This is a genomic window from Haloferax sp. Q22 (assembly GCF_001482285.1).
Classification (GTDB): Archaea; Halobacteriota; Halobacteria; order Halobacteriales; family Haloferacaceae; genus Haloferax.
Genome location: NZ_LOEP01000056.1, coordinates 16,687 through 32,050, shown reverse-complemented (window position 1 = coordinate 32,050; position 15,364 = coordinate 16,687). Strand labels below are relative to the sequence as shown.

The 15,364-nt window shown below is 65.4% G+C and carries 14 protein-coding genes; 9 read left to right on the top strand and 5 right to left on the bottom strand.

What is annotated here, in order from left to right:
* Positions 1 to 26 precede the first annotated feature (26 nt).
* The 8 genes from AM590_RS18785 to AM590_RS18750 all read left to right on the top strand — a co-directional run bounded on the left by AM590_RS18785 (position 27) and on the right by AM590_RS18750 (position 8,034).
* Positions 27 to 1,457 carry a flagella accessory protein C gene (locus AM590_RS18785; RefSeq protein ID WP_082677785.1) on the top strand — a complete coding sequence of 477 codons (1,431 nt, stop codon included), beginning with the start codon at positions 27 to 29 and terminating at the stop codon, positions 1,455 to 1,457.
* Positions 1,441 to 1,878 (top strand): fla cluster protein FlaF, encoded by a 438-nt coding sequence (locus tag AM590_RS18780; protein WP_042662087.1) that lies wholly within the window; start codon positions 1,441 to 1,443, stop codon positions 1,876 to 1,878. The genes AM590_RS18785 and AM590_RS18780 overlap by 17 nt, the downstream gene beginning before the upstream one ends.
* Positions 1,879 to 2,328, top strand: coding sequence for a CARDB domain-containing protein (locus AM590_RS18775; RefSeq protein WP_042662088.1), 450 nt, complete (start codon positions 1,879 to 1,881; stop codon positions 2,326 to 2,328).
* On the top strand, positions 2,325 to 3,074 hold the full coding sequence (locus tag AM590_RS18770; RefSeq protein WP_004970800.1) for an ATPase domain-containing protein: 750 nt from the start codon (positions 2,325 to 2,327) through the stop codon (positions 3,072 to 3,074). The genes AM590_RS18775 and AM590_RS18770 overlap by 4 nt, the downstream gene beginning before the upstream one ends.
* Positions 3,075 to 4,739, top strand: coding sequence for a type II/IV secretion system ATPase subunit (locus tag AM590_RS18765; protein ID WP_042662090.1), 1,665 nt, complete (start codon positions 3,075 to 3,077; stop codon positions 4,737 to 4,739).
* Positions 4,740 to 4,743: 4 nt separating this feature from the next.
* Positions 4,744 to 6,486 (top strand): archaellar assembly protein FlaJ, encoded by a 1,743-nt coding sequence (gene flaJ / locus AM590_RS18760; protein ID WP_058828805.1) that lies wholly within the window; start codon positions 4,744 to 4,746, stop codon positions 6,484 to 6,486.
* Between the two features lie 95 nt (positions 6,487 to 6,581).
* Positions 6,582 to 7,595: a CheF family chemotaxis protein gene (locus AM590_RS18755; RefSeq protein ID WP_172795842.1), complete on the top strand. Its 1,014-nt coding sequence runs from the start codon at positions 6,582 to 6,584 to the stop codon at positions 7,593 to 7,595.
* A 76-nt stretch (positions 7,596 to 7,671) separates the two neighbouring features.
* Positions 7,672 to 8,034, top strand: a complete 363-nt coding sequence (locus AM590_RS18750) for a hypothetical protein (RefSeq protein WP_058828803.1) — start codon at positions 7,672 to 7,674, stop codon at positions 8,032 to 8,034.
* A gap of 57 nt (positions 8,035 to 8,091) precedes the next feature.
* On the opposite strand, the gene AM590_RS18745 is transcribed toward AM590_RS18750, so the two are convergent.
* The 4 genes from AM590_RS18745 to AM590_RS18730 are packed head-to-tail and all read right to left on the bottom strand — an operon-like array spanning position 8,092 to position 13,126.
* Positions 8,092 to 8,958 carry a CheF family chemotaxis protein gene (locus tag AM590_RS18745; protein WP_058828802.1) on the bottom strand — a complete coding sequence of 289 codons (867 nt, stop codon included), beginning with the start codon at positions 8,956 to 8,958 and terminating at the stop codon, positions 8,092 to 8,094.
* A gap of 3 nt (positions 8,959 to 8,961) precedes the next feature.
* The gene (locus tag AM590_RS18740) at positions 8,962 to 9,804 is read right to left on the bottom strand and encodes a protein-glutamate O-methyltransferase CheR (RefSeq protein WP_058828801.1); all 843 of its coding nucleotides are present in this window, start codon (positions 9,802 to 9,804) and stop codon (positions 8,962 to 8,964) included.
* Positions 9,804 to 12,023 carry a chemotaxis protein CheA gene (locus AM590_RS18735; RefSeq protein ID WP_058828800.1) on the bottom strand — a complete coding sequence of 740 codons (2,220 nt, stop codon included), beginning with the start codon at positions 12,021 to 12,023 and terminating at the stop codon, positions 9,804 to 9,806. Before AM590_RS18735 ends, AM590_RS18740 begins: the two co-directional genes overlap by 1 nt.
* A gap of 2 nt (positions 12,024 to 12,025) precedes the next feature.
* Positions 12,026 to 13,126 carry a chemotaxis response regulator protein-glutamate methylesterase gene (locus AM590_RS18730; RefSeq protein ID WP_058828799.1) on the bottom strand — a complete coding sequence of 367 codons (1,101 nt, stop codon included), beginning with the start codon at positions 13,124 to 13,126 and terminating at the stop codon, positions 12,026 to 12,028.
* Positions 13,127 to 13,375: 249 nt separating this feature from the next.
* On the opposite strand from AM590_RS18730, the gene AM590_RS18725 reads away from it, so the two are divergent.
* Positions 13,376 to 13,849 (top strand): chemotaxis protein CheW, encoded by a 474-nt coding sequence (locus AM590_RS18725; RefSeq protein ID WP_042662095.1) that lies wholly within the window; start codon positions 13,376 to 13,378, stop codon positions 13,847 to 13,849.
* Between the two features lie 38 nt (positions 13,850 to 13,887).
* Here the strand turns inward: AM590_RS18725 and AM590_RS18720 are convergent, their stop codons facing one another.
* The gene (locus tag AM590_RS18720; protein ID WP_058828798.1) at positions 13,888 to 15,237 is read right to left on the bottom strand and encodes an MFS transporter; all 1,350 of its coding nucleotides are present in this window, start codon (positions 15,235 to 15,237) and stop codon (positions 13,888 to 13,890) included.
* Positions 15,238 to 15,364 lie beyond the last annotated feature (127 nt).

The following is a 15,364-nucleotide window of genomic DNA, read 5'->3' as shown; positions in this document are numbered from 1 at the left end:
CGAAGCGCCCCGCAAACGGTGCGGAGGTGCTCGCTGCGAGCATGATGGAGTGGCAGAACGACGAAGGCACGGCTGACGCCGGGGACGAAACGGAGACGGAAGGACAACACATGTCATCAGACGATGGACTTGGATTCGAGGAGGGGATAGACGACCTCTCCGACGAGTTTGGTGACTTCGGCGACGACCTCGACGACGGATTCGACGATGACGATTTCGGCGGATTCGACGACGACAACAGCGAGGAACTCGCAGAGCTCGAAGATCGCGTCGGCGAACTCGAGAACGAAGTAAGCGCCATCTCGTCGGGGATGAACACCGTCCGCGAAGAGAACAAACAGATCGGTGAGACCGTCGAAGAGCTCGACGACACGATTCGCAAACTGCTCGACATCTACGAGATGGTCACCCGCGGCATCAACCCGTTCGTCGACGACGCCCGCGAGATGGGCGGCCTCGACGGCGGTGGCGGGGCGTTCGGTCTCTTCGAGGCGGAAGCCGAGGACGAAGAGCACCTCGACCCGGACGTGGCGAACGCCGACGCCGAGTCGTTCTTCGACGACGACTTCGGCGAACTCGACGCCGAAGAGGGCGCGAAGGAAGCGGAACTCGCCGCGGAAGACGAACTCGTGGAAGCCGAGCGCGAGAGCCCCGCGGACGTGCTCGACGACGACGACGAGGCCGACGAGGCCGACGACTCGGGCGGCGCGGGGGGCGCGAGCTTCGACGACCTCAAAGAACAGTACGAGGAGGGCGGCGGCTGGGACGAAGAAGACGAAGCGGAGGCGGACGAAGGAGAGGCGGACGACGCCGAAACGGACCTCGCCGACGCGGCGGTCGACCTCGAAGACGACTTCGAAGACGAGCCGGTTGACAGCGTCGAAGACGAATTCGAAGCGATCGCCGACGCCGACGAGGCCGACGATCCGAGTGACGAACCGTCCGAGTCCGAACACGAACCCGAGGTCGAAGACGCCGACGGTGACGTCCGCAAGACGCTCGACGAGCTAGAGGCAGAGTACGCCACCGCGGCGATGGCCAAAGACGAGCTTTCGGTCGACGACGAGGACGACGCGGCCGCCGAACCCGAGCCGTCGGCGGCGGTCGAGGAGTCCGACGCCTACCTGGCTGCGCTCCCGTCGAACTACGTCTCCGAGGTGCTCGTCCTCGAATGGGTCGAACATCTCGTCGCGGTCGGCGGCGCGCTCGGCGCGTCACGCGCGCTTCGCCAGTATCGGGAGCAGGACTGGATATCGCGCGCCGTCGAGAGCGAACTGAACGCCCACGTCGGACAGATTGCGCCGTCGGTCGAAGACGCCGACGACCACGAACTCCGCATCGACGACCACCAGACGAGCCTCGCGTACGTCTGTCGCCTCGCGGAGGACGTCCCGCGGGGACAACTGTACGAGGAGTTAGTCGCTTACGGGAGGAGATTCGATGGGATTCGGTGTTAGCGGCTCGACCGCCGTTATCTTCCTCGGCGTCCTCGTCGCCACGGGGACGCTGTACACAGCGACGTCGAACGCGTCGGAGAACGTGCTCGAAGCGCAGGACGCCGACGCGGAGCGGGCCCTCGAACGGACGAACACGGACATCACCGTTACGAACGCGACCTACGACGCGGGCAACGAGAGCCTCACGGTGAACCTGACGAACGCCGGCTCGGAGACGCTCTCGGTGAGCGAGACCACCTTGCTCGTCGACAACAGGTACGTCGACGTGCCGGCGGCCAACGCGACCGTCGACGGCGACGCCGGAACCGACCTCTGGTACGCCGGCGAGAACCTGAGTCTCGTGGTCGGGGTCGACCCCACGCCCGAACGCGTGAAGGTCGTCACCGGGAGCGGCGTCGCAGCCACGGAGGCGGTGAACTAGATGGCCGACATCTCCGTTCCGAGCCTCATCCTGTTCATCGCCAGCATCGTCGTCGCCGCCGGCGTCTCGGGCGTCCTCATCGACACCGTGACCGGCATCAGCAGTTCGCTCGACGAGCGCGGCGGCGACGTGAGTACAGAGATCAGAACCGACATCGAAGTCATAAGCGATCCGCAGGCGGGTGTCTACGACGGCGCGAACGACAACCTCTCGATATACGTCAAGAACACCGGCCTCAGGACGCTCCCGGCGACCAGCGGTGGTTTCGACATCATCGTTGGTGGACAGTATCAGACCAACGTCACGGTGAACGTCGTCGACGGCACCGAGTGGCGGCCGAGCAACGTCATCGAACTCACGGTGACGGACATCGCGTTGGACTCGGGCGACTACCGGATGACCGTCGTCGTCGACGGTGACGAAGAGGTGTTCGAATTCCGCGTACCATGAGCAGTCAATTCTCTCTCGGGCTATCCGGGCACGACCGTCTCGAAAAGGAACTCGGCGGCGGCATCCCCAAGGGTGCAATCGTCCTCATCGAAGGGGATTACGGCGCCGGAAAAAGCGTGCTGTCGCAGCGATTCAGCTACGGCTTCTGCGACGAGGAAACGGTGGTGACGCTCGTCTCGACCGAACTGGGTGTCCGTGGCTTCCTCGACCAGATGCACTCGCTTTCGTACGACATCGTCAAGCATCTGCTCGACGAGCGAATCCTGTTCCTCCAGGCAGAAATCGACAGCAGCGGCGCGCTCTCCGGCGGCAGCAGCCAGAAGGAGCGAAAGCAGCTCCTCCGGCGGCTGATGGACGCCGAGACGCTCTGGGACGCCGACGTCATCATCATCGACACGTTCGACGCCATCCTGCGCAACGACCCGCAGTTCGAGGCGCTGGTCCGGCAGAACGACGAGCGGCAGGCCGCCCTCGAAATCATCTCGTTTTTCCGCGAGCTGACGACGAAGGGCAAGACCATCATCATCACCGTCGACCCGTCGTCGGTCGACGAGGGCTCCATCGGTCCGTTCCGCTCTATCGCCGACGTCTACTTCGAACTGGAGATGGTGGAGGTCGGAAACGACGTCCGACGGAACATCTTCGTGAAGCGCTTTGCGGGGATGGGCCAGCAGGTCGGCGACCGCGTCGGCTTCTCGGTCCGGTCGGGTATCGGGCTCGTCATCGAGTCGAGGAGCGTGGCGTAGATGGCGACCGAACACGGCTCCGCCAGGCTGTCGGACGATCTCAAGCGCCTCGCGATGCAGTGGCCGCACCTGCGGGACCACCTCAAGCGGTTCCGACAGATCACCGGCGAGTTCCCGATGCTCGTCGACGAGCCGGGCGACTACGAGTCCCGGCGTCCGAACATCATCTATCCGCTGGGCGGCCCCGTGTTCTGCCAGATATACGGCAACTTCGGCGAGACGACGAAGTACTACACCATCGAACCCGAGATGGACGACGACGAACTCGAGGTGTTCGGTCGGGTCAAGGACAAACTGCTTGAACGCAGCGTCTCGAAGCCGGCCCCCGAAGAAAGCGCCGACTACGAAGAGCGCATCGAGGAGTTACTCTCCGAAATCGTCCACATCGAGGGCGACGACCGCGGGCCGCTCGGCTCGGTTGCCAAGCGACTCGACGTGGCCGGCATCGAGGTCTCCCAGACGACCTACGACAAGATACAGTACCGACTCGTCCGCGACATCGTCGGCCTCGGTCCGCTCGAACCCATCATGCGCGACCCGGAGAACGAGGACATTCACGTTATCGGCCCCAGCCAGGTCGACGTCGACCACGGGACGTTCGGCTTGCTGGAGACGAGCGTCGAGTTCGACAGCACGGAGCAGTTCGATAACTGGCTCCGCAACATGGGTGAGCGCATCGGCGATCCCGTCTCCGACGCCCACCCCATCGTGGACTCCACGCTCCCCGACGGCTCGCGTATCAACATCATCTACTCCGACGACGTGTCGCTGAAGGGGTCGTCGCTCACCATCCGTCAGGGCGACGACGTGCCGCTTTCGGTGTTCCAAATCGCCAAGTGGGGGACGCTCTCGCCCGAACTGGCCGCGTACCTCTGGATCGCGCTGGAGAACGAACGAACCATCTTCGTGGTCGGCGAGACGGCGTCGGGGAAGACGACGACGCTCAACGCCATCCTCTCGTTCATCCCGCAGGACTCGAAGATTTACACCGCGGAGGACACCGCCGAGGTGCTCCCGCCGCACGATACGTGGCAGCAACTTCTCACCCGCGAGGGCCGCGGCTCCGACTCCGAAGTCGACATGTTCGACCTCGTCGCGGCCGCGCTCCGTTCCCGCCCCGACTACATCATCGTCGGGGAGGTCCGTGGCGAGGAGGGTCGCATGGCGTTCCAGGCGGCCCAGACCGGTCACCCGGTGATGCTCACGTTCCACGCGTCCGACATCGTCTCCATGATTCAGCGTTTCACCGGCGACCCCATCAACGTCCCCGAGACGTTCATGGACAACTGCGACATCGCGCTGTTCCAGAACCGCGTCCGCCGGGGCAACGACATCCTCCGCCGGGTGACGAGCGTCCAGGAAATCGAGGGCTACTCGAAAGAGATGGGCGGCGTCGTCACCCGCGAGGCGTTCTACTGGGACCCCGTCCAAGACGAGATCATCTTCCAGGGGATGAACAACTCCTTCATCATGGAGCAGAAGGTCGCGACGCTCCTCGGTTACGACGACACGCGGAAGATATACGACGACATCCAGTTCCGCGCCGAACTCGTCCGCCGGGCGATTCAGGAGAACGTCCTCGGCTACCACGAGGTGAACGAACTCATCGAGGACTACCAGCGCGACGGCGTCGAAGGACTGCCGTTCGACATGGCGAGGGTGTAGCGAGATGGCAGGGGAGCAGAGCGCGTCGATGCAGGCGGTGCAGGTTCGGGACTTCATCAGCGACATCATCGAGTCCTACGAGAAGATGCCGATGGCGCTTTCGCGGTACCTGCTCGCGGTGCTCGGCCCCGCCATCGTGTTCTTCATACTCTCTGTGGCCGGCGCCATCGCGCTCCCGCTTCCCCTCCTCGTCCGCATCCCCGTGTTTCTCCTCGGCGTGTTGCTGTTGGGCGGAGCCGTCCTCTACCCGCGGCTCCTCGTCGAACAGACGCGCCGCAGTCTGGAGAACCAACTCCACCTCCTCATTACGCACATGACCGTGCTCTCGACGACGAACATCGACCGTGTCGCCGTGTTTCGAACGCTCGCGCGCGAGGAGGAGTACGGGGAGCTATCGACCGAGATGAACCGCATCGTCCAACTGGTCGACGCGTGGAACCAGTCGCTCGACGACGCCTGTCAGCGCCGGGCCCGAGAGGTCCCGTCGAAGCCCCTCGCGGACTTCCTCGACAGGCTCGCGTACTCCATCAACGCCGGCCAGAGCATCGACGACTTCCTCCTCGGCGAGCAGAACGCGATGATTCAGAAGTACATCACCGTCTACGAGAGCGCGCTGGGGAACCTGGAGGTCATGAAGGACCTCTACCTCTCGATGATTCTGTCGATGACCTTCGCCATCATCAACGCCATCGTCCTCCCCATCCTGACGGGGACCGACGCGACGATGACCATCGGCGCGGTCATCGTGCTTTTCGTCTTCGTGCAGTTGGGGTTCTACTTCGTTATCCGGACGATGTCGCCGTACGACCCGCTGTGGTTCCACCAGCGCGAGTACCGGACGAAGGCGGACCGGCAGATAGACATCACGCTGTACGGCGCGGTCGGCCTCTCTATCACGATGGTGCTTGTGCTCGCGTTGGGCACGTTCAACCTGACCATCGTCGGCGAGACGGTCCGGCCCATCATGATGGAACTCCCGATTCCGCTCCTCATCTCGACGCCGCTGACCCCGCTTGCGGTCCCCGGCATCGTCGCGCGCCGCCACGAGAAACGCATCGGCGAGCGCGACGAGGAGTACCCCGGGTTCATCCGCGCGCTCGGGGCGTCCGAGACGGCGAAACAGAGCACGACCACGGCCGTCCTGAAGACGCTCAAGACGAAGGACTTCGGCGTCCTCTCGCGGGAGATATCGCGGCTGTACACGCGGCTTCGGATGCGGCTTGACCCCGACCGTTCGTGGTTCTTCTTCACCGCGGAGACGAACTCCTATCTCGTCCAGAAGTTCTCCGAGATGTACAACGTCGGCCGGTCGATGGGTGGCAAACCGAAGCTCCTCGGCGAGCTCATCAGCCGCAACATGAACGAGATAATCAAGCTCCGCCGCCAGCGAAAGCAGTCGACGGTCACCCTCATCGGCGTCCTCTACGGCATCACGGCCTCCGCGTCGTTCGCGTTCTTCATCGGGCTGGAAGTCGTCGAGATTCTCGCGTCGTTTTCGACGCAGATGAACCTCGACAGCCTCCAGTTCGGGACGCTCATCTACGCCGGTGTCTACGACGTGCCCTTCATCGAGTACATGCTGACGCTCATCATCCTGTTCAACGCCCTCCTGTCGTCGCTCATGATTCGGATGGTCGACGGCGGACACAAGGCGAACGCCTATCTGCATTTCGTGATGCTCGTCTGGGTGGGCTCCCTGATGGCGGTTGCCACCTCGTCGCTCGCAGGAGCGCTGATTAGTATATGACTGAAGACGGACAACAGACCCGAGATTCGATGCCAGACGCGGCAGGTGAACAGACCGCACAGGAGGCCCGCTCCCGCGCGCCCGAAGGGGGCGACGTGGCGAAAAGCGACCTCCTGCAGGCGTACCGCCGGCAGAAGTCCGAGCCGTCGGACGAACGCGAGGAACAAGAGCGGGAGCGCTCGAAGAAACGAACGGAAAAGCGGACCAGCAACGGCGAGTCAATCGTCGTCGACTTCGTCGCCAACTTCGTCGCCGGCGGCAACGCCTCGTTCGAGCCCGTCAAGGGCCGCGTCCTGATGAGCCAGCGGCGGCTCATCCTCGCCACGTCGAAGGCCAAGACCGTCATCCCCATCACGTCCATCTTCGACATCGCCGTCGGGCAGGTCCCCCCGGAGGTCGAGGAGTTCTTCGACTACACGGTGATGGTCGGCTACATCATCGGCCGCCAGCGCCGGACGACCGTCATCGGCGGCGACCGCGAGACCATCGAGAAGTTCGCGCTGTTGCTGTTCCGCGCGGCGCTCAACGGCTCGCGCGCGCAGGTCACCCACCCGGCCCGCATCGGCGGACGCGTCCTCGACACGGAGCGACAGCCGTCCGGCCTGCACCTCGACTACGAGGCCGTCACGTTCCCCGACGACGACGGCCCGCTCACCGAAAACGGCGACCCGTTCCACATCGACCTCGCGAGCGTCATCTTCTTCGAGGTGCTCGAACGGACCGTCGACGGCGAAAAGCGACTGGTGCTTTCGGTCCAGCACGTCAAACAGGGCCAGACGGTCACCTCCGAGATAACACTCGACTCCCGTCGGAAGATGAATATCCTCGGGCGCTACCTCCGGCTCGTCTACCACTGGATAAAGTCGGGCGTCCGCAACGTCGAGGTCACGGAACAGGGCCTCGAAGTCCTCGTCGGACTGTACTCCGCCGGCGAGATGGCCGCGGAGGTCGACTTCAGCGAACTCCTCGGCGTCGAAGAGGACGTCCTCGACGCGGAACTGGAGAAGCTCCACGAGGAAGAGCTCATCGGCGACAACGAGCTTCCGACCTCGCTGACGCCGCAAGGGAGGTTCGTCGTCAACGAGGAAATCGAAGACGTAAACGTCTGAAGCTTTTTTTTCTGGCGGAATCGGTGTCGTCCAGTGGTTGGGAAGAACTATCAGCCCCACAACCAATCCTGTCACTATGCGGACGCGGACCTCGGCGCTCGTCGGGCTGGCAATCGGAAGTGCGGTCAGCTACTCCTTCGGCTTCCGACACGGTGACGTGTTGGTCGGCGCCACTCTCCTTCTCACGTACACAATTGCGGGCTTCGGGTTCGTGGCCTTTCCCGCGTACCGCTGGCGGTGGTCCGGTCCGAAAGACCACTTCTGGTACACGATAATCGGGGTCTTGAGCGCTCTGTTACCGATTATTGCGATTCACGGTCTAGGCTTCGAACCCGGTGAGCGCGTGCGGGGTATCGCTGTCTTAGCCGGGCTCTGGTTGGGAGGCATCTACGCCGGAATCGCGCTCGACCGGGCCTCTCGGCGCGCGACCGACGACTGACGAGCGAGACGCGTCGCTCCTCGTCCGGTGACTGCGCCGCGAAAATCCGAGTGCCGACTACTGCTCGTTGATGGCGTCGGAGGCGATACTGCGGCCGCGGGCGTTGAGTTGCACCTCGTGGCGCACGCGAATCTCCTCGACGACGTTGTGGTCGATGAGCCGCTGAAAGAGTTCCTCGACCTCGTCCACGTCGAGTCCGAGGAAGCTGGGGATGTCGAACGGGGAGACGCCGGAGTACAGCGCCGTGAGGACCTGTTTGTCCGTCTCGCTCAGTTCGATAGAGGTCTCGGAAAGCTCCTCGCCCTCGCGGAGGAGCGTGTAGAGGAAGCTGACGGCGCGGTCGGAGCCGGAGATGTACGTCTGGAGGCTCGTCCCCTCGTCGTCGGAGTGTTCGACCTCGATGACGCTCCGGTGTTCGTCGACGATGGTCCGTTCGCCGGTCTTCACGTCGCCGATGTCGTCGAGGCGTATCTCGACGAACTTGCCGCCGACGGTCGCCATGCTCACGGCCTCCTCTTCGACTTTGAGCCGGGACTTCTCCCACTCGGTGTTCTGGACGACGCCGCCGGCGACCGCGGGATGCCGTGCGAGGAACTGCTCGGTGTTGAGGAGCGCCCCGAAGAAGTCCGTCTCGAACTCGTCGTAGTCGACGGGCGCGAGCAGGACGACGCCCGACGGGATGTGGACGCTGAAGTAATCGGAGACGGTCGCGATGCGCTGGTTCACGTCGTACCGGCCGCCGAACTCCTCTATCTTCGAGAGCTGAATCGTCCGCTTGCCGCCCGTGCCCGCGAGGATGAGTCGTCTGTTCGAAAGCAGGATTCGGCCGCTCGTCCAGTCAACGTCGTGTATCTCCCGGCCGTTCTTGATGACTTGGAGGAACCGCCCGCGGGTGTCTCCGAGTTTTTGCTCACCGGGCTTCATCGCTCACCTCCCGACCGCGGCGTCGCTCGCGCGGTAGATGCGGAGTCGTTTCTCGACGGGGTCGAACTGCTGTCTACACGTCGGCGGGATGGTCTCTGTCATGCCGATGGTGAGGTAGCCGTCCGGCTTCAGCGCGGAGCCGAGCGTCTCGAAGACGGCCCGTTTCGACTCGGCGTTGATGTAGATGAACAGGTTCCGGCAGACGACGAGGTCGAACGTCCCCGGCGGCTCCTCGCGGATGAGGTCGCGCCGCTCGAAGCGAACCATGTCGGTGACGGCGTCCTTCACTCGGAAGGTGTCGTCGTCGCGATCGACGAAGCGCTCCCAGCGGCCGATGGGGTCGAGCTGTTCGGCCACGTCGTTCGTCTCGGAGGCGCGGTACTCGCCCGCTCTGGCGGCGCGGAGAATCTCGCGTTTGATGTCCGTGCCGACGATTTCGATGCGTCGCTCGTCGACGCGGTCGTCGTCGTGGGCGAGCATCGCAAGCGAATAGGCCTCGCGGCCGTCCGAGCAGGCCGCGCTCCATATCTTGATGGGGTCGTGGTGGCTCCCCCGCGAACTCAGGTCGCGGAGCACCTCGCGGAGCACCTCCCACACCTCGGGGTTGCGGAAGAAGCTCGTCACGTTGACCGACAGCGCGTCGAGGAGCGCCTGCTGTTCGTCCTCGTCGTCGGTGAGGAGGTCGTGGTACGACTCGTAGTCGTCGACGCGTCGCCGCCGCATCCGCGCGGAGACGCGGCGGTCGAGGTAGGCGTCGTTGTACGAACTCGTCTGGAACTGCAGGGAGTCTTCGATGTAGTCCAAGAGCCGGCCGAACGCCGGGTCGTCGGTCGCAGACGAGGGCATCAGTCGGCCGCCTCCTCGGCGGTGTCCGGGAGTTGGCTCGGGTCGAACTCGCGCATCGCCTGCTCGCCGTCGGCCGGGAGTTCGAGCGTCGAGATATCCAGAATCGGGATGACGTTCCCGTCGCCGATGACGGCCGTCCCCGACAGCCCGCCGACGCCCGACAGCGGCCCCTGCAGGGGAGTCACGACGACTTCCTCCTGTTTCGTCACGCCGTCGCAGTGGAGCGCGACCTGCCTGTCGTCGGGGCGGATGCGCACCACCATGCCGGTGTCCGGCTCGGGCGAGTCGATTTCGAGCGCCTCGCGGAGCCGAATCAGCGGGAAGATGGTCTCCTCGTGGACGATGACCTCCGCGCCGCTGACCGTCTGGACGCGGTCGCGGCGGCTAATCTCGTCGATGTACTTGATTGGGACGCCGAACTCGCGGTCTTCGACCTGCACGAACAGCACCTTGATGATGGCGACCGACACCGGCAGGCGAATGTTGAACGTGCTCCCCTCGCCGGGTTCGCTCTCGACCGACACCGAGCCGTCGAGCGATTCGACGGTCGTCTTCACCACGTCCATGCCGACGCCGCGGCCGGACACGTCGGTGATTTCGTCGTTGGTCGAGAAGCCGGGGTGGAAGATGTAGTCGTACACCTCGCTGTCGGGCATCTGGTTCACCTCCTCGCGGGTCGCAACGCCCTTGTCGACCGCCTTGTCACGGACGGCGTCGGCGTTGATGCCGCCGCCGTCGTCCTCGACGGTCACGATGACGGTGTCGTGTTGGCGGCGCGCGGAGAGTCTGATGGTCCCCGTGCGGGACTTGCCGTTTGCCTCGCGCACGTCGGGGTCTTCGATGCCGTGGTCGACGGCGTTCCGGAGGACGTGCATCAGCGGGTCGGAAATCTCGTCGAGGATGGTGCGGTCGAGTTCGATGTCCGCGCCCTCGACCTTGAACGAGACGCGCTTGTCCTGTTCGCGAGCGAGGTCGCGCACCAGTCGGGGGAACTTGTCGAACACCTTCTTCAGCGGGATGAGCCGCATGTCCATCACGGTGTTCTGGAGGTTCGAGGATATCTTGTCCAGTTCGTCGAGCGTGTCGAGCGCGGTCGTCTGGCCCACGTCGATGGCGTTTCTGAGCTTGATGCGGCTCGTGACCAGCTGCTCGACGAGTTCGTGGAGTTCGTCGAGTTGGTCGACGTCCACGCGGACGGACTTGACCGCGGAGATGGAGCGTGCCTCCTTTTTCTTCTCGTTACCGGACTCCGGTTCTTCGTCGCTCTCGGTCGACTCGGCCTCGCCGGCGTCTCCTTCGCTCCCGTCGTCAACACTGGGAGCGTCGTCGGACGCCGCATCGCTGTCACTGTCGACAGCGCCGTCAGCGTCAACGGACTGGTCGGAGCCGTCCGACGCCGGGGCGTCAACCTCAGCATCAACCTCCGACTCGGCCGCCGGCTCATCGCCGGCGTCCGCGGCCTCGTCGCCGCCGGCGAGCGCGTCGGACACGTCGGTCGTCTCGACCGTCGAGACCTTCCAGAGGCCGTCGAGTTCGCTCTCGACGACGGCGGCGTCGCGCTCGGCCACGAACAGGTCGAAACCGTCGCCGTACTCGCCGTCTTCGATGGCGTCGCGGTTCGGGTTCGCCCCGACCACGTCGAGTTCTTCCGGGATGCTACTGAGGAAGATACCGGCGTCGACGCCCTTCATCTGGCCCGCGTCGAGTTCGACGTGGGCGTGGGTGAGCGTGGTCGCGTCGAGGGCGTCAGTGTCGACGCAGTCGGCGGCGAGAGAGTCGAGGTCGACCGACTCGCGGTCGGCCTCGTCAGGCGCCGCCGGATTCGAGTTTCCCGCGTCACCTCCGTCTTCGACTGCGGCGCGAATCTCCTCAACCGTGTCGTTCGGGTCGATGGTGGACTCGCCGTTCTCCTCGATGTCGTGGAGAATCTCCACGATGAGGTCCATCCCGTCGAAAACGAGGTCCATCCGTTCCGCCGTCACGTCGAGTCGCTCGTGGCGAATCTCGTCGAGGAGGTCCTCGACGGCGTGGGCGACCGTCGCGGCGTTGTCGAACCCCATCGCACCGAAGTTCCCCTTCAGCGTGTGGGCCTGCCGGAAGATGTCGTCGATGGCCTCGGTGTCGTCCGGGTTCGACTCCAGCGACAGCAGGGAGTTGTTCAACTGCGTGATGCTCTCTTCACTCTCGGTGATGAATGCTTGGTAGAGTTCTTCGTCCATGGTCAGGTAGTGAGCCCGCGGAGTGCTTCGTCTGCGATTCGCCCGTCGGCCGAGACGGTGTCGACACAGCCGGCCTCGATGGCCCGCTTCGGCATTCCGAAGATCGCGGAGGTCGATTCGTCTTGTGCGACCGTGTGGCCGCCCGCCCGCTTGATTCGGGTCATCCCCTCGACGCCGTCGCGGCCCATGCCGGTGAGGAGCACGCCGGCCAGCGGCGCGTCGACCGCCTCCGCGGCCGACGCCATCGTGAGGTCGATAGCCGGTTTGACGCCGTGCAACGGCTCGTCGTCGGAGAGTTCGAGCCGGAGACGTCCCGCCCGGTCGCCGGTCACGAGGAGGTGGGAACCGCCGGGTGCGATGCGAATCTGCCCGGGGCCGATTCGCTCGCCGTCACTCGCCTCTTGGACCTCGTAGTCACAGCGGCCGTCGAGCCGCGCCGCAAAGCGCTTCGTGAAGCCGGCCGGCATATGCTGGACGACGAGCACGCGGAGGCCGGCCTCCTCGGGGAGCGCCGCGAGTAACCGCTCGACGACGTTCGGCCCGCCCGTGGACGCGCCGATAATCAGCGTCGAGCCCTCGGTCGGCAGCGACCCGGTCGTCCCCGAGGACGACGGTTTCGCTCCCGCGGTCGCCGCCGACTTCGGCTCCGTCTTCGGCGGCCGGGAGCCCCGACGCGTCGCCGAGAGGTCGACCGCCGCGGCGGACTGAATCTTCTCGACCAGTTCCCGCTTGACGCGGGGCATCTCGGAGGTGACCTCGCCGCCCGGTTTCGTCACGAAGTCGACCGCCCCCCGGTCGAGCGCTTCGAACGTCACGTCGGCGTCCTCCTCGGCGTGCGCCGAGAGCATGAGGACGGGCGTCGGACACTCCTCCATGATGGCCTCGACCGCGTCGAGTCCGTTCATCTCGGGCATCTCGATGTCCATCGTCACGACGTCCGGACGGTTCGCCTCGACCACCGAAATCGCCTCGCGGCCGTCGGCCGCCTCGGCGACGACCTCGACGTCCGCGTCCTCGAGGAGCGTGCGAATCAGCGTCCGCATGAACCGCGAGTCGTCGACGACGACTGCGCGAGTCGGGTCCGCGTCGGCGGACGCGCTCATCGTCCCCACCCGGCGGTTCCGGGTCGGCGAGAACTCGGCGACGCCGAGTGGCCCCCCCGCCGAGGGCTCGGTGGATTCGTTAGTGTGCCGTTTCGTTGACCGCTCATCTACCTCCGAGGTTCGGAAATCGGGTATATAAACACTCGGCGAGGATAATCACGGCTGATAATCGGGTACGTATCTTTATACGCTGAATCTCACCACTCTGAAGCAGACAGGTGGCGGCGGATGTCGCCGCCGGGGATGACCATGCGACAAGATGCAATCACGACTGAGATGAGCGCGGACGAGACCGACGCGGAGGACTCCGCCGAAGAAGTACAGGTGCTGGAATTCCAACTCGGCCCGGAGACGTACTGCGTCGATATCGAGTACGTGAGCGAAATCGTCGACAAGGGCCAGCTCACGGCGGTGCCGAACGCGCCGGACTACGTCGAGGGCGTGATGGACCTCCGCGGGCGGACCACGTCCATCATCAATCCGAAGTCGCTTCTCAGCATCGACGACGAGGGCGAGTCGAAGCGCATCGTCATCTTCGACCCCAACAAGTTCGAAGACGAGGCGGCGACCGGCTGGCTCGTCGACGAGGTGTATCAGGTCGTGCGCGTCTCGATGGACGACGTGGAGGACCCGCCACTCGAAAAAGACGACTCCATCGAGGGCGTCATCAAACGCGACGGCGACCTCGTCGTCTGGATTTCGCCGGTGCACGCCATCGAGTAGGAAAGTTCCGCGACCGGCCCCGCTTTCGTTTTCGAGACCTAATCGGCGAGCGACTGCGCTTCCGCCGCGACGCCCCGCCCGCCGGTGAGTAACACCACGACGAGCGCACAGCCCACGACGACGCCCGCGAGGCCGAACGCCGCGACGTAGCCGGCGGCGTCGGCGACGACCCCGCCGAGCGCCGAGCCGACCCCGCCGCCGAGGCTCGAAAGCGCCGTGTACGCGCCGAGGGCCTCCCCGCGAATCCGGTCGGGCGCGAGCCGCGTCACCATCCCGGTCGCCGTCACCGCGATGACCGCCCACGTGACGCCGATGACGAGGAACGTCGCGCCGAGGGTGACGAGCGCGGCGAGCGCCGCGAACTGCGTGCCGACGACCGCCACCGCCGGGAAGGCGAGTCCACGGGTCGCCAGCGCGCCGGCCTGCAGGCGACGTGGGTCGTGTCGCGCCGCGAACGCGCCGACCTTCGCGTAGCTCACTGCCGACCCGAGACTGGACAGGACGAACAGGGCGAACACCTCGTCGGCGGACCGGCCGGAGCCGACGAGGTACGCGGGCAGCGGCCCGAAGAAGACCGAGAAACCGACGAAAAACAGCGTCGCGGCCGCGAGGTACCGGAGGAGTTCGGGGCTCATCCGCGCCCGGAGGTCGTCGAGGTCGAGGCTCTGGAGCGCCCAGTAGAGCCGCGAGGGGCCGTACGGGACCGCGCGGACCGAACGCCCGACGAGGCCGCTCTGCCGGCGGATACTGGCCGAGACGCGGGCGAACCGCCGCGCCGACATCGTCGAGCGCTCGGGGTACCAGACGCGGACGAGGACGGCACCGAGCGCGGCGGCGACCGCGGCCACGACGAGGAACCGCCGCTGGACCGCGAGCGCATCGAGGCCGAACAGCCGCGGGGCCAGCGCCGACCAGACCGCACCGACGACGAGGCCGCCGAGCCAGCCGTACCCCTGATAGTGGTTGAGGACGCCGAAGCGGCGGTCCCAGTCCTTCGAGGGAACGCCCTCGACGACGATGAGGTTCAACACCGGCGCGGCCGCGGCGACGACGAACCACAGCAGGGCGTTGGTGACGAGGACCGCGGCCGGCGACGACACGGTGGCCGTGAGAAAGAGCGCGCCGGCGGTCGCCACGAGCGCGACGAGGATGAAGGGTCGCCTGCGCTTCGCGCGGGCTGCCAGCCGGCCCCAGAGCACCGCGCCCGGCGCGCCGGCGAAGGCGGCGGTCGCGGCGATGAGGCCGACGAACAGCGCGTTCGCTCCTAGTTCGATGGCGTACAGCGGGACGACGAGCGACGACGCGCCCACCGCGGCATAGCCCAGCGCCCAGCCGAACAGCCATCGGTCGCGGTTCCCCGACTTCGAACGCCCGTGTCGTTCGGTCACGCGTCACGAATGAATCCGGTGAAACAAAGTCGTTACTCCCCGAACGCGCGCGAAGAGCAGGACATATATAGTCTGAACAAAATCCTCGGACAACCATGCTCGGGAGCGAACCACCACACGCGGGGGG

Coding starts and splice junctions, on each gene's coding strand:
- AM590_RS18750 (WP_058828803.1), top strand. CDS start 7,672: ATGCGGACGCGGACCTCGGCGCTCGTCGGGCTGGCAATCGGAAGTGCG.
- AM590_RS18765 (WP_042662090.1), top strand. CDS start 3,075: ATGGCGACCGAACACGGCTCCGCCAGGCTGTCGGACGATCTCAAGCGC.
- AM590_RS18725 (WP_042662095.1), top strand. CDS start 13,376: ATGCGACAAGATGCAATCACGACTGAGATGAGCGCGGACGAGACCGAC.
- AM590_RS18730 (WP_058828799.1), bottom strand. CDS start 13,126: ATGAGCGCGTCCGCCGACGCGGACCCGACTCGCGCAGTCGTCGTCGAC.
- AM590_RS18770 (WP_004970800.1), top strand. CDS start 2,325: ATGAGCAGTCAATTCTCTCTCGGGCTATCCGGGCACGACCGTCTCGAA.
- AM590_RS18745 (WP_058828802.1), bottom strand. CDS start 8,958: ATGAAGCCCGGTGAGCAAAAACTCGGAGACACCCGCGGGCGGTTCCTC.
- flaJ (WP_058828805.1), top strand. CDS start 4,744: ATGGCAGGGGAGCAGAGCGCGTCGATGCAGGCGGTGCAGGTTCGGGAC.
- AM590_RS18775 (WP_042662088.1), top strand. CDS start 1,879: ATGGCCGACATCTCCGTTCCGAGCCTCATCCTGTTCATCGCCAGCATC.
- AM590_RS18740 (WP_058828801.1), bottom strand. CDS start 9,804: ATGCCCTCGTCTGCGACCGACGACCCGGCGTTCGGCCGGCTCTTGGAC.
- AM590_RS18780 (WP_042662087.1), top strand. CDS start 1,441: ATGGGATTCGGTGTTAGCGGCTCGACCGCCGTTATCTTCCTCGGCGTC.
- AM590_RS18735 (WP_058828800.1), bottom strand. CDS start 12,023: ATGGACGAAGAACTCTACCAAGCATTCATCACCGAGAGTGAAGAGAGC.